The 13,289-nt window shown below is 35.1% G+C and carries 11 protein-coding genes; 8 read left to right on the top strand and 3 right to left on the bottom strand.

Going from position 1 to position 13,289, the window contains the following annotated elements:
• Positions 1-92 precede the first annotated feature (92 nt).
• From atpD to E0W69_RS14215, 4 genes are all read left to right on the top strand, one after another.
• A complete protein-coding gene (gene atpD, locus E0W69_RS14230; RefSeq protein ID WP_131330716.1) occupies positions 93-1,598 on the top strand; it encodes a F0F1 ATP synthase subunit beta in 1,506 nt (501 codons plus the stop codon).
• A 147-nt stretch (positions 1,599-1,745) separates the two neighbouring features.
• Positions 1,746-2,009 (top strand): ATP synthase F1 subunit epsilon, encoded by a 264-nt coding sequence (atpC, locus tag E0W69_RS14225; RefSeq protein WP_131330715.1) that lies wholly within the window; start codon positions 1,746-1,748, stop codon positions 2,007-2,009.
• A gap of 83 nt (positions 2,010-2,092) precedes the next feature.
• Positions 2,093-2,722, top strand: coding sequence for a 16S rRNA (guanine(527)-N(7))-methyltransferase RsmG (rsmG, locus tag E0W69_RS14220; protein WP_191967855.1), 630 nt, complete (start codon positions 2,093-2,095; stop codon positions 2,720-2,722).
• A 41-nt stretch (positions 2,723-2,763) separates the two neighbouring features.
• Entirely contained in the window at positions 2,764-3,093 is a 330-nt protein-coding gene (locus E0W69_RS14215) for a hypothetical protein (protein ID WP_191967854.1), read from the top strand.
• Here the strand turns inward: E0W69_RS14215 and E0W69_RS14210 are convergent.
• Together E0W69_RS14210 and E0W69_RS14205 are read right to left on the bottom strand one after the other, a co-directional pair.
• The gene (locus tag E0W69_RS14210) at positions 3,090-3,812 is read right to left on the bottom strand and encodes a C40 family peptidase (protein ID WP_131330713.1); all 723 of its coding nucleotides are present in this window, start codon (positions 3,810-3,812) and stop codon (positions 3,090-3,092) included. The genes E0W69_RS14215 and E0W69_RS14210 overlap by 4 nt on opposite strands.
• Positions 3,813-3,934: 122 nt before the next feature.
• Positions 3,935-4,330: a hypothetical protein gene (locus tag E0W69_RS14205; protein ID WP_131330712.1), complete on the bottom strand. Its 396-nt coding sequence runs from the start codon at positions 4,328-4,330 to the stop codon at positions 3,935-3,937.
• 175 nt (positions 4,331-4,505) lie between these two features.
• Between E0W69_RS14205 and dnaE the strand changes: the two genes are divergently transcribed.
• The 3 genes from dnaE to E0W69_RS14195 are packed head-to-tail and all read left to right on the top strand — an operon-like array spanning position 4,506 to position 8,678.
• On the top strand, positions 4,506-8,183 hold the full coding sequence (dnaE, locus tag E0W69_RS14200; RefSeq protein WP_131330710.1) for a DNA polymerase III subunit alpha: 3,678 nt from the start codon (positions 4,506-4,508) through the stop codon (positions 8,181-8,183).
• A 9-nt stretch (positions 8,184-8,192) separates the two neighbouring features.
• Positions 8,193-8,342 carry a YqgE/AlgH family protein gene (locus E0W69_RS20500; protein WP_191967853.1) on the top strand — a complete coding sequence of 50 codons (150 nt, stop codon included), beginning with the start codon at positions 8,193-8,195 and terminating at the stop codon, positions 8,340-8,342.
• Between the two features lie 51 nt (positions 8,343-8,393).
• Positions 8,394-8,678, top strand: coding sequence for a YqgE/AlgH family protein (locus E0W69_RS14195; protein ID WP_131330708.1), 285 nt, complete (start codon positions 8,394-8,396; stop codon positions 8,676-8,678).
• On the opposite strand, the gene E0W69_RS14190 is transcribed toward E0W69_RS14195, so the two are convergent.
• The gene (locus E0W69_RS14190; RefSeq protein ID WP_131330706.1) at positions 8,650-9,783 is read right to left on the bottom strand and encodes a hypothetical protein; all 1,134 of its coding nucleotides are present in this window, start codon (positions 9,781-9,783) and stop codon (positions 8,650-8,652) included. The genes E0W69_RS14195 and E0W69_RS14190 overlap by 29 nt on opposite strands.
• A 315-nt stretch (positions 9,784-10,098) precedes the next feature.
• On the opposite strand from E0W69_RS14190, the gene E0W69_RS14185 reads away from it, so the two are divergent.
• The gene (locus E0W69_RS14185; protein ID WP_131330704.1) at positions 10,099-13,287 is read left to right on the top strand and encodes a SusC/RagA family TonB-linked outer membrane protein; all 3,189 of its coding nucleotides are present in this window, start codon (positions 10,099-10,101) and stop codon (positions 13,285-13,287) included.
• The last annotated feature ends 2 nt before the right edge of the window (positions 13,288-13,289 follow it).

The raw sequence follows: 13,289 nt of genomic DNA, 5'->3' as shown, positions 1-13,289 counted from the left end.
TTACCTTTGCGCCCAAATTAGAAAATAGTAGAATTAATCAAAACCAAAAACTACTATAAATAATTGAAAAACAATATTCAATTGTCAATTTTATGGCTAATACAGGTAAAATTTCTCAAATTATTGGAGCTGTCGTAGATGTGCAGTTCCCAGATTCTGCGTCTCTACCAGAAATATACAGTGCCCTTGAATTAAAAAAGAGCAATGGTGAAACTCTAGTTTTGGAAGTTGAACAACATTTGGGAGAAGATAGCGTAAGAACAATCGCTATGGATGCAACCGAAGGCTTGGTGCGTGGAATGGAAGTGGTTAATACTGGTAAACCTATCATGGTTCCTACTGGTGACGGTGTATTGGGTAGATTGTTTAACGTAACTGGTACTCCAGTGGACGGTATGCCATCTGTAAGCAAAGAACATGGTAGAAGTATTCATAACCTTCCTCCTAAATTTGAAGATTTAAGTACTTCAACTGAAATCTTAACTACAGGTATCAAAGTAATTGACTTGATCGAACCATATTCTAAAGGTGGTAAAGTTGGTTTGTTCGGTGGTGCCGGTGTAGGTAAGACTGTATTGATCCAAGAATTAATTAACAATATCGCAAAAGGACACGGTGGTCTTTCTGTATTTGCTGGTGTCGGTGAACGTACTCGTGAAGGTAATGACCTTTTACGTGAAATGATCGAAGCAGGTATCGTAAAATACGGTGAAAAATTCAAAGAAAGCATGGAAGAAGGTGGATGGGATCTATCTGCTGTAAATCCTAGCGAATTGAAAGAATCTAAAGCAACATTCGTATATGGTCAAATGAACGAACCTCCAGGCGCACGTGCTCGTGTTGCATTGACTGGTTTGACTTTGGCTGAATATTTCCGTGATGGAGATGGTGAAGGTAAAGGTCGTGATATCTTATTCTTCGTTGATAATATCTTCCGTTTCACACAAGCTGGCTCTGAAGTATCTGCGTTGTTAGGTCGTATGCCATCAGCGGTGGGTTACCAACCAACTTTGGCTACAGAAATGGGATTGATGCAAGAACGTATCACTTCTACTAAAAATGGTTCTATTACTTCCGTACAGGCGGTATATGTACCTGCGGATGACTTGACCGATCCAGCTCCTGCGACAACATTTGCGCACTTGGATGCAACAACGGTATTGGATCGTAAAATCGCCGATTTGGGTATCTATCCTGCGGTAAGTCCATTGGAATCTACTTCACGTATTCTTTCTCCAACTATCGTGGGTGACAAACACTACGATTGTGCGAATAGAGTAAAAATGATCCTTCAACGTTACAAAGAATTGCAAGATATCATCGCAATTCTTGGTATGGATGAGTTGAGTGAAGAAGATAAATTAACAGTTGGACGTGCACGTAAAGTACAACGTTTCTTATCTCAACCTTTCCACGTAGCAGAACAATTTACGGGTTTGAAAGGTGTATTTGTAAGTATTGAAGATACTATCCGTGGATTTAACTCTATCATGGATGGAGAAGTGGATGAATACCCTGAAGCTGCATTTAACCTTGTAGGTACATTGGAAGATGCGATCGAAAAAGGTAAAAAATTGTTGGCAGAAGCGCAAGGATAGGATTTAGGTAATAATTAATAATGAATAATTAATAGTTGAATTTGATATTTCAAATATTGAATTTGACAATAGTAATCAGAGGATTATAATTTAAATAGCCCATTATTAATCATTAACTATGAATTGTTAACTATTAACTGAATTAAAGTGATATTAGAAATATTAACTCCAGAAACTAAAATCTTCAGTGGTGAAGTTTATGGAGTACAACTTCCAGGAGTGGATGGATTATTTGAAGTGTTAGATCAACACGCTCCTTTAGTAAGTGCTTTAGGAAAGGGTGCGATCAAAGTACTTAAATCGAAAGACTCCAAAGATAAAGCAGCTACTTATTCTATCACTGGTGGGTTTGTAGAGGTTTTAAATAATAAAGTTTCTGTATTGGCAGAAGGAGCAGATGCTTCTATATAGGTCACTACTAATTAATTAAATATTTCCGGAATTTTGATTCGTTCATTATTCCGGAATTTTTTTATCTCAATCAATTTGCAATTATGAATTTGGATATTTTATTGAAATATTTTGATGATTTTACAGATACTCAGTTGAAAAAATGGGAATTATTATTTCCAACGTATAGCGAGTGGAATGCACAGATCAATGTAATCTCAAGAAAAGATATTGATAGTTTATATCTAAAGCACGTATTACACTCGCTAACAATTGCAGCTGTTGCTGATTTTCAACCAGGAACGAACATTGTGGATATTGGTTGTGGTGGCGGATTTCCTGGCGTTCCATTGGCAATTTTTTATCCAGAAGTGGATTTTCTTTTGGTCGATAGTATTGGTAAAAAATTGAAAGTTGTAGAAGGTGTGGTTGAAGCAACTGGAATTAAAAATATCCGAACAAAACACGCTCGAATAGAAGAAATAAAAGGGCAAAAATTTGACTACGCTGTTTCTCGGGCTGTCGCTCCTTTAGCGGATTTATGGCGCTGGGCAAAACCTATTTTGAAAAAAGGTCATACGCAAGAAATGGCTAATGGATTAATTTGTTTAAAAGGTGGAGATCTTGCACAAGAAATTTCGGATAGCCGTCTTCGTCCAAATAAGGTAGATGTCTACGATATTTTTCCAGAAGAATATTTTCAAGAAAAATACTTGCTACACGTACCAGCGTAGGAAGTGTGCTGTATTTTGTAGAATTGAATTATTTTTGTACTATGGTTATAAAATACAATAAGGCTTTCGTTGAAAAACTAGAACGGATTTTGGTAGAATCTGATTACTTCATTCGCTATGAACGTGGTAATTTTCAGAGCGGTTGGTGTTTATTAGAAATGAAAAGAATTGTTGTTCTCAACAAATTTTTAAATGAAGAAGCACGTGTAAATACTTTGATGGAATTGATTCCTCAGTTAAACATTGAATTTGACAAATTGACCATCGACTCTCAAAAACTCTACACATTTTTGTTAGAAGAAGTTAAGAATGTAGAGCGTACTGTAGATGAGGAAAAAGGAAATAACCAAAATATTCTTCCGCTGTACTAATGAATGTAGGAGGTAGTATTTGTAATATTGTATCTACCGCTTCCTTGGTATTTTTTTGACCAATATTTTTCATTCAAATCACTAATCATTACACCTTTAGAAGAGGATGCATGGGTAAATTTATTGTTTGATATATATATACCAACATGTGAAATATTTCTCTTGCTCGAACCAAAAAATACCAAATCCCCTTCTTGTAGCTGATCATCTGTAGATAGTTGATTAGATTGAGCAAACTGTTCTTGTGCTGTTCTTGGTATTTCAGTGCTAAATATATCGTGCAAAATTATCTTACTATAACCTGAACAATCAATACCACTTTCTGTATTCCCACCCATTACATAAGGTGTTCCCCACCAATGATCTACTGCCGCTAATAGAGGCAATTCTGCTTTAACATCTTCTATGTCCGTATTCAAAATCAACGCATATTTTACTTGTAAGTCATTGACGTTTTCAGTGCCATAATTGTTATATAGATTTTGAGAATACCTATGAAGTGTTTCTAGGTTTTTTTCAATATGAGTTTCTGGATTTCTAGCTTTGGAATGACTTTTACTAGGAAGGACTTCAATTCCATCTATAAACATAGGCTGATTGGAGTTGCTGTTGCTGCGAGAACTATAACTATTAGAAGCTGCATTTTTTCTAGTAGAACTACAAGAAAACAATCCAAGTGCTAAGAATGACAGTAAAAATTTCCAGAAATGCTTTTCCATGCTTATTTGATAAATCCTAAAAATCAGTTCAATAGATATTTAAAATACAAATATATCCTAAAAATGTTCTGATATGTGTATAAATATCAAATTATGTAGATAAGAAAGGAAAGAGAACTGGGCTATTTAGAAGAGTTAAGCCCCTTTATTTGCGTAGCTAAAGATTTTATTTTCGCTTTTATTGAATTTGCCTCCATTGAATTCTTATCTGATTTGAATTCAAGTTTTACTGCGTTTTCTTTTAATTCTATTTTGTACTCTAGTCCATTGTTTTTGTATACACTTGTATGTCCATCAAATTGGGGAAACTTGCTTGATATGAGATCATTAATTTTTGCATGTACATTTTTTTGAAAAGTAGAGGAGAATGCAAATGAACTATTGGTTTCGGCTTCTGCATAATTTTTCCCAGTAGAGCTAGTTGACCTACTTGTTGATGTTGAGGTTGTGGTTGTTTGGGCATGGCCTACACTAAGATTCGTTACGATAATCGCGGCGACGAATAAATTCATTTTCATAATTAGAATGTTTTTTAATAAGAAGTGATTTTTACAAAAAAGTTGTAATGATTTCCAATTTATTTCTAAAAATAGAAAAGTCGCTGGTGGATAACTAAAAGCAATTGGCCTTGTTTTTGGCCCAAATTTTTGGGAACTTTGTATATACGTTTATTTAAAAGTAGTAGAATCTAATATGCCACAGTTTTCACATTTACATAGTCATACGCAGTTTTCATTATTGGATGGTCAGGCGTCTATAGATAGTTTGCTCGCAAAAGCTACTCGAGAAGGTATGCCTGGATTGGCCATTACAGATCATGGAAATATGTATGGGATATTTGACTTTGTGGCCAAAGCTTGGAAGGATACTAAGATTATCGGAAAAGATGCTTTTGGGAAAGATATCGTGGTGCCGAAGGTTAAGCCAATAGTTGGCTGTGAATTATATGTGGTGGATGACCGTTTCCAAAAAACATTTACAAAAGATAAAAGAGATAAACGTTTTCATCAAATCCTTTTAGCCAAAAACAAAAAAGGCTATGAAAATTTGGTAAAATTAACTTCACTCGGTTTTATCGATGGTTTGTATGGTAAATATCCTCGTGTTGATAAAAAATTAATTGAAGAATATCATTCTGATTTGATTGCTACGACTTGTTGTATTGGAGCATCTGTACCACAAGCAATTTTGAATAAATCGGCAGAAGAGGCTGAGGCAGAGTTCAAATGGTGGTTGGATCTTTTCGGAGAAGATTATTATATCGAATTACAACGTCATAATTTAAAAGAGCAAGAGATCGTCAATGAACGCTTATTGGAATATGCGGCGAAATATAATGTGCCGGTAATCTGTACCAATGATAGCCATTATACAGATCAAGAAGATGCTAATGCGCATGATATCTTATTGTGTATCAATACAGGAGAAAAACAAGCAACTCCAGGTTACGATGATTTTGTAAATGACGATACTTTGTTGAAAAATCGTCGTTTCAAATTTCCCAACGATCAGTTTTATTTCAAAACAACTAAGGAAATGGAATCCTTGTTCAAGGATATCCCGCAATCATTGGAAAATACCCAACAAATTGTAGATAAAGTTGAGCCGTTGAAATTGATGCAAGATATCATGTTGCCCAATTTTCCGATTCCTGCAGAATATAGCAGGACGAATGACGATACGCTTAACCAGTGGAATTATTTACATGCTTTGACTTATGAAGGAGCGAAGAGGCGCTATTCTGAAATTACGGAAGAAATACGTGAACGTATTGATTTTGAATTGAATACAGTACGTACAATGGGATTTGCTGGTTATTTCTTAATTGTATGGGACTTTATCAAAGCAGGAAAAGATATGGGCGTTTACATTGGGCCAGGTCGTGGTTCTGCCGCGGGAAGTGTGGTTGCCTATTGTTTGGAAATTACCAATATCGATCCGATTAAATATGATTTGCTATTTGAGCGTTTCTTGAATCCCGATCGTAAGTCCATGCCGGATATTGATACTGATTTTGAGGATGAAGGACGCCAACGTGTGATAGACTATGTGGTAAAAAAATATACCAAACAACAAGTCGCTCAGATTGTAACTTATGGTACAATGGCTGCAAAAATGAGTATCAAAGACGTGGCGCGTGCTTTGGATTTGCCTTTACCGGATTCCAATGCTTTGGCAAAATTGGTTCCGGACAAACCAGGTACCAAATTAAAACGTGTATTGAAAGCTCCGATTACTTCTAAAGATGCAAAAAATGGCGAAAAGTCGCTAGAAGATAAAGAAGGATTTGGTCCAGAGGATATTGAAAATATTAAGAAAATTAGGGAAATATACGCTGGAGATGATTTGCGTGCGGAGGTTTTACATGAAGCGGAGAGATTGGAAGGTTGTGTTCGTAATACGGGAATGCATGCCTGTGGTATCATCATCGCGCCAAAGGATTTAACTGAAATTGTTCCGGTAAGTATGTCTAAAGATTCGGATCTTTTGATTACGGAGTATGAAAGTAGTGTGATTGAAAGTGCGGGTGTGATTAAGATGGACTTTTTGGGATTAAAAAACTTATCCATTTTAAAAGATGCGATCAAATTAATCAAGCAAAATTACGATATTGAGCTTTCTGTTAACGACGTCGCTTTAGATGATGATATTACCTATCAACTCTATCAAAGAGGTGATACCAATGCAACTTTCCAATTTGAAAGTGCTGGTATGCAAAAATATTTACGCGAATTAAAACCGGATAAATTTGCCGATCTTATTGCGATGAATGCCTTGTATCGCCCGGGTCCAATTGCTTACATTCCAGATTTTATCAAACGTAAACATGGAATCGAAGCGATTGAATACGATCTGCCAGAGATGGAAGAGTATTTGTCCGATACTTACGGAATTACCGTTTATCAAGAACAGGTAATGCTTTTGTCCCAAAAATTGGCAGGTTTTAGTAAAGGCGATGCCGATGTCTTGCGTAAAGCAATGGGTAAAAAGCAAATTGAGGTTTTGAATAAAATGGAGGCAAAATTTGTCGAAGGTGCCAAGAAAAATGGTCATCCTGAGGATAAATTGAAAAAAATCTGGGAAGACTGGAAAGCATTTGCCCAATATGCCTTCAATAAATCTCACTCTACTTGTTATGCTTATGTGGCTTTTCAAACAGGTTATTTAAAAGCACATTATCCAAGTGAATACATGGCCGCTATCCTCAATCATGCAGGGGATCTGAGCAAAATCACTTTTTACATGGAAGAGTGTAAAAAAATGGGTATTAAGGTGCTTGGTTGCGATATCAATGAAAGTGACAAAGGTTTTTCGGTTAATCATCATGGACATATCCGTTTCGGTATGGGTGGTTTGAAAGGCGTGGGAGAGGCTGCGATCGAAAGTATAATCGAAGAGCGTACAAAAAATGGCAACTATAAAGATGTATTTGATTTTATCAAAAGGGTAAATCAAAGAACTGTAAATAAAAGATCTATAGAAAGTTTGGTGTATTCTGGTGCATTTGACTGTTTTCCAGAAATGAGTAGAGCGCAATTTTTCAATATACAAGCAGGAGAAACAGTGTATAATATTGAACGTATTATCAAATTTGGAAATGCTTGTTCGGCTGGAGAACAAAATATGATGGCGAGTTTGTTCGGTGATATGGGAATGCCTGAAATTCCAACACCTAAAATTTTGCCTTGTGATGAATGGAGTTTAATTGAGAAATTGGAAAAAGAGAAAGAAGTTACCGGGATCTATTTGAGTGGACATCCTTTAGATCGTTTCAAATTTGAAATGCAACACTATGGAATCATGCCTATTGCGGATTTTGTAGAGATGAAAGATAGTCAAGAGAAAAAGCCGCCAACTGGAAGAAATTTCAAAGTTGCTGGATTAGTTACCGAGGCGCAGCATAGAATTACTAAGACAGGACGTGATTTTGGAATTTTACATGTGGAGGATTTTTCAGGTAAAACAGATTTTGCACTATGGAGTGACGACTATGTAAAATTTAAAAATTATTTGGAAGCTGGATTGATTGTACTAATCAATGGATTTTTCAAACAGCGCTACAATAGTGATGTGTATGAGTTTAAAATAAATAGTTTGTGCTTGTTAGAGACTGCACGATCAACTATGGCTAAATCTCTAGAAATAGTGATGCGCCCTCAAAATGTAACACCTGAATTTGTAGATTTTCTTTCTACGAATATGGAAAAAAATATCGGAAATGTTCCTTTGAAATTTAAAATATTTAATCCAGACGATCAAGTAATGATTAATCTACTATCCGCAAATAATGGATTGGAAATTAATGACGAACTATGTGATTTCTTGATGAATACACCAGATATTGAACTGAATGTAGCTATTAATGGTTAACTATAAATAATGAATTTAAAGGCAGGAGATATTATAGTTAGTTCGCCTTCTAATCAAGACGAATATTTTGGGAAAAGCGTAATTCTTTTAGTAGAAGTGAACAAGGACGGAGTGATTGAATTTTTTCTAAATAAATCATTTGGAAGAAATTTAAACTAATTACAAGAATTCGCTAGCCAAAAAGCAATTCCTTTATTAGAAGGTGGCCCAATGGATCATGAGCATTTGTTTTTTATTCATAATCAGCCTGAGATTGGTGGTGATGAGATAACGGATGGGCTATATTATAGTGGTGATTTTAAGAAAGCTTTGAATAATCAAATACCTGCTTTGAATTATAAAATGAAAATATTTGTCGGCTATTGTGGCTGGGATAGAGAACAACTATTGGATGAAATAAAAGAAGGCGATTGGCGTGTCTTGCCATCTCCTTCTTTGGGTATAATTTTTAACGATGATATTACTACTATTTGGAACCTGTCGGTTGATAAGTAGTATAATAAGCCCAACTAAAATTAACTTTCAATGTTGGATCGGATTTTTTATAACCATTCAATGTATATCTTATTGGATATCCTATAAAACTATCATCATCCGTTACTGCAGTGATATATTGATATGCATCCATAATCCCATCCGAAACTTTGTGCGAACTTACAGTCCCTATTCCTAATTTAAATCCGTAGTATTTTGTTGCGTCGAGCACTGTCTGATCTTCTGTAGATAAACTAGCTAAAGCAGTTCCTGCTTTTAATGAAGCGGAAGATTGACTAAATAGATGCGATAGTGCGGCTTGCAATTTTGTAGAATCTTTGGACTCAAATATCATAGTGACGCCATATCCATAAGATATAGTATTGATAAAATAAGGATTGTCTTGTCCAAAATATTTAGTCCAATCAGAACTTCCATTTTTTATATTTGAATAATTGTCTGGACCATAAGGATTATTTTCTAGTGTTACATTAAATTTAGTCGCTTCCATAGTATAATACATTCGAGTGTAATTCGAGTCTAATGAGGAAGTGTCACTTTTATCTAATCCGAATAATTCCTTGACATCATCTTTCGTTCCTAGAGTAGCTCTTAAATTATTGAATCTCCCATTTAATTCTGCTCTAGTTCCAACGGAGCTCCCTACCCATTGCTGAAACGAATGATCATATTTGAGAAAATTTTGTATAAATGCATTCTGATTTTTTTTATTTGGAATTGCGTCATAAGAAAAACTGTCTCCAATTGCTTCCGTAAAGTAAGTTTCAGTACTCCAAAATGCGTTATCCAAAATCTTTACATTTGGAAAAAGTGTTAATAGAGAATTGGTATTTGTAACATACATCCCTAAAGCGATAGAATCTCCAAAACTTTTTCTCAGTATCGGAAATTCTTCTACTGCTACATTTTGATATATGATCGTATCTCTTTTCGCAACGCTAACAATGTTAGAATCTTTTTTAGTGGAATCTGTTGAAGTTGTAGGAGGTGTTACTGGTTTTTCTGGCGTTACATCATTGTTAGATTTAGAACAACTAGCAGCTATTATGATAATAGGTAATATGAATGCTGCAATCGTATTCTTCTTTCTTGAAATTAGGTGCATGGTAATAGTAATTGGTTAAATAGTTCTTCAAATATATAGAAAAAAATTAATTTGTCTTATTCTCCGTGACTTATTTAATAAATATCATATTAATTTAATAGTATAAATAAAAGATCCATTGTTTTTTGATATTATCTTTTGATATTATCTTTTGATATGTAATCCTTAGTGAATTTTTATACCTCTAATGTTATGTTAAAATTAACTAATTATTATAGTTGTATTAACTTTCTATTTACATAGTTAAACACCAAAAAATATTACAAAAATTTGCCAAGATTTCAAAACTAATAAATCGAAACAACGGCAAATAAGATGAAATTAAAGAAAAAGAAGCGAACCAAAGATGTTGCTAAAGTCCTTATGGTACTATCTGGGCTTTTTGCAATGGCAGACGCTCAAAACGTAATTGATTCCACTAAAGATTCAAAAACAGATACCTCAAAAAATCTACAAGAGGTGGTTGTTACTGCGATGGGGATCAAAAGATTAGATAGGAATATTGGTTACTCTGTCCAATCAGTAAGAGGTGCAGATCTGGTGAAAGCAAGAGACGCGGATGCGATTTCTGGTTTGACTGGTAAAGTCGCTGGTTTAAGTATCGGAACTTCTGCTGAAATGTTGGGTTCTCCACAGGTAGTATTACGTGGTAACAAAGATATTATGTACGTCGTAGATGGAATTCCTGTGAACTCAGATGGCTGGAATTTAAGTCCAGATGATATTGAATCTTACACAGTATTGAAAGGGCCTAACGCTGCTGCTTTATATGGTTTTAGAGGACAAAATGGTGCCATTGTTATCACTACAAAAAAAGGAACTAGAGATCCTCGTGGTTGGAAAGTTTCTTTAAATAGTAGTAATGTTTTGGAAACAGGTTTCCTAGCTTTACCCAAACCTCAAACAGAGTATGGTAGAGGTTCTAACTATTTATATCAATATGCGGTGGGAGGATCCTATACCTATGGAAACTCTGGTACTGATGCGCTCTATGATAATACGCAAAGATTGGCTATTTGGGGACCAAGATTTGATGGGCAAATGGTGAAACAATATGATAGTCCATACGATCCTACGACGGGAGTGCGCACGCCTACTGCCTATGTGTCTAGAGGGAAAGATAATTTCAAAAATTTCATGGAGAATGGATTTCTTTCTACGAATAACGTAGCGGCTTCTACAAGTGGAGATAACTATGATATGCGAATGTCGTATAGTCATACATATCAAAAGGGGATGGCTCCAAATACGAAATTAAATATTGATAATTTAATGATTGCTGGTGACTATCGCTTTGACGATCATTGGAGTATGGATGCTAGTTTGAATTTGAACATTCAATATTCTCCAAATATCCCAGACGTATCTTATGGTCCCAATAGTTTCGTATACGAATTGGCTGTATATGGTCCTGCAGACTATGATGTTAGGGATTTAAAAAATGTTTGGGGTGGTGCGCAAGGGGCTAAAGACGTTATGCAATATAGTGAAAACTATGGTCGATCCAATAACCCGTATTTTCAGTCCCAATATTGGTTGAGAAGTCACTACAAAACGGATATTTATGGATATTTGAGATTAAAGTATAGAGTTAACGACGATTTAGATGTCTCTATTCGTAGTCAAGTCTCGACTTGGAACCAAACTAGAGATGAAAAAGTTCCCATATCTGCCGTACTTAATGATTATCTACCAAAAGGGTGGTACACCTTTGGACAATATAATGGAGATTTCAGAGAAGATAAAAGAACTTCTTTGGAAAATAATACCGATTTATTATTGAACTATAATAAGCAAATTAGTTCTGATTGGCATTTGAATGCTTTAGCAGGTGCAAGTATGCGTTCATTCAAATATAATTCTACTTGGGCAACAACTAGAGATTTATCTATTCCTTGGGTATATACTTTGCAAAATTCTAAAGGTGCGGGTTATAATTATTCCTTCAATTCTAATATGATGGTTTGGAGTGGATATTATTCATTTGACGCCGTTTACAAAAAGTATTTTTCCTTAACTACAACTGGACGCGTAGATAATTTATCAACATTTGCCAAAGGAAATAGAACTTTCTTTTATCCATCTGTATCTTTAAGTTCTGTAATTACAGATTATTTAAAATTACCTGATTTTATATCATATCTAAAATTAAGAGCATCTTATGCCAATGTAAAAAGTGGCTTGACCCAAGCAACTGTTCCTAGTGCTTATTATATGGCAACAGGTAAAACGACGAATGCTGGATTACTCGGTTATGGAGATGAACTTTATTCTTCTTATAATGGTCCATCCTATTCTAATCAGATGGGATATGCAACTACAACTTATTATAATAATACTGTTTCTCCTAGTTATTCTACTATAATATCTAATTCAAGTTTGAAGCCGGCTAGTAATACATCTTATGAAGGTGGTGCAGATATCCACTTGTTCCACAATAGATTAAACTTTAGTGGTACTTATTTTATTAGTGATGCGGGTCCTCAGATTTATTCATTGGCAGTAGCTCCTTCTACTGGCTATGCTGGACGTAATGTAAATGGCATTACCACTAGAAAAAAAGGTTGGGAATTAATGTTGGATGGTACTCCAATTAAGAATCCAAATGGACTAACTTGGGATGTAGCTATTAACTGGAGTACTTACAAGGAAAAACTAAAAGATATATACGGAGATGAGACGGGATTAACGCTGAATGGTCATACGTATCGTGTAGGAGAGCGTATGGACGCATATTATGGTACTGGATTTGTGAGAAATCAAGCGGGCCAGATTATTTATAGTTCCGGTTTACCTATGCAAAATCCTAGTAGTTCTTTAGAGGATAAAAAATTCTTGGGCTTTATGAATCCTAGTTTTAGTTTTGGAATTAACAACACATTTAGTTATAAAAGTTTCTCCTTCTCATTTCAATTTGATGGACGTATAGGTGGGAAAATATTTGATAGAGTGTATGATCAAATGACAAATGGTGGTACGTCCCAAGAGTCTGTGACTGGAACATTAGGTACTGCAAGATTGAAAGAATGGCAATCAACTAATGGCGGTACTTTAGCTCCGACGCCTGCATATGTTGGCGATGGAGTGGTTATAACTTCAGGTACGCCTATCTATAGTAAGGGTGTAATTACTAATTCTGATCAATTAACATTCTCCCCAAATACGACTGCTGTAAGTGTACAAAGTTTCTTATCTAATGGAGTCTCTGGTGGTAACATCATTGATGAGTACTTTATGATTAGTCGCTCTTATGCTAAACTAAGACAAGTTATTTTTACTTACACATTGCCTAACTCCTTGTTGAAAAATGGATTTATTAAAGGTGCAACAGTATCTGTGATTGGAAGAAATCTTTTATACTTCGCTGCACGTAAAGATTTTGATATTGACCAATATGCAAGCGGTTATAATTTTAGTGACAATTCCTTATCTGGAACTGAATCTACAGGTTTGCAAAGTCCTACCGCAAGAAGATATGGTATTAATATCAATTTGAATTTCTAGAA

The organism is Rhizosphaericola mali, from assembly GCF_004337365.2.
GTDB lineage: Bacteria > Bacteroidota > Bacteroidia > Chitinophagales > Chitinophagaceae > Rhizosphaericola > Rhizosphaericola mali.
This window is presented reverse-complemented; position numbering and strand designations above follow the sequence as displayed.

Excerpts from the sequence above, each read along its gene's own strand:
- atpD (WP_131330716.1), top strand. The coding sequence starts at position 93 with ATGGCTAATACAGGTAAAATTTCTCAAATTATTGGAGCTGTCGTAGAT.
- rsmG (WP_191967855.1), top strand. The coding sequence starts at position 2,093 with ATGAATTTGGATATTTTATTGAAATATTTTGATGATTTTACAGATACT.
- E0W69_RS14215 (WP_191967854.1), top strand. The coding sequence starts at position 2,764 with ATGGTTATAAAATACAATAAGGCTTTCGTTGAAAAACTAGAACGGATT.
- E0W69_RS14210 (WP_131330713.1), bottom strand. The coding sequence starts at position 3,812 with ATGGAAAAGCATTTCTGGAAATTTTTACTGTCATTCTTAGCACTTGGA.
- E0W69_RS14205 (WP_131330712.1), bottom strand. The coding sequence starts at position 4,330 with ATGAAAATGAATTTATTCGTCGCCGCGATTATCGTAACGAATCTTAGT.
- dnaE (WP_131330710.1), top strand. The coding sequence starts at position 4,506 with ATGCCACAGTTTTCACATTTACATAGTCATACGCAGTTTTCATTATTG.
- E0W69_RS20500 (WP_191967853.1), top strand. The coding sequence starts at position 8,193 with ATGAATTTAAAGGCAGGAGATATTATAGTTAGTTCGCCTTCTAATCAA.
- E0W69_RS14195 (WP_131330708.1), top strand. The coding sequence starts at position 8,394 with ATGGATCATGAGCATTTGTTTTTTATTCATAATCAGCCTGAGATTGGT.
- E0W69_RS14190 (WP_131330706.1), bottom strand. The coding sequence starts at position 9,783 with ATGCACCTAATTTCAAGAAAGAAGAATACGATTGCAGCATTCATATTA.
- E0W69_RS14185 (WP_131330704.1), top strand. The coding sequence starts at position 10,099 with ATGAAATTAAAGAAAAAGAAGCGAACCAAAGATGTTGCTAAAGTCCTT.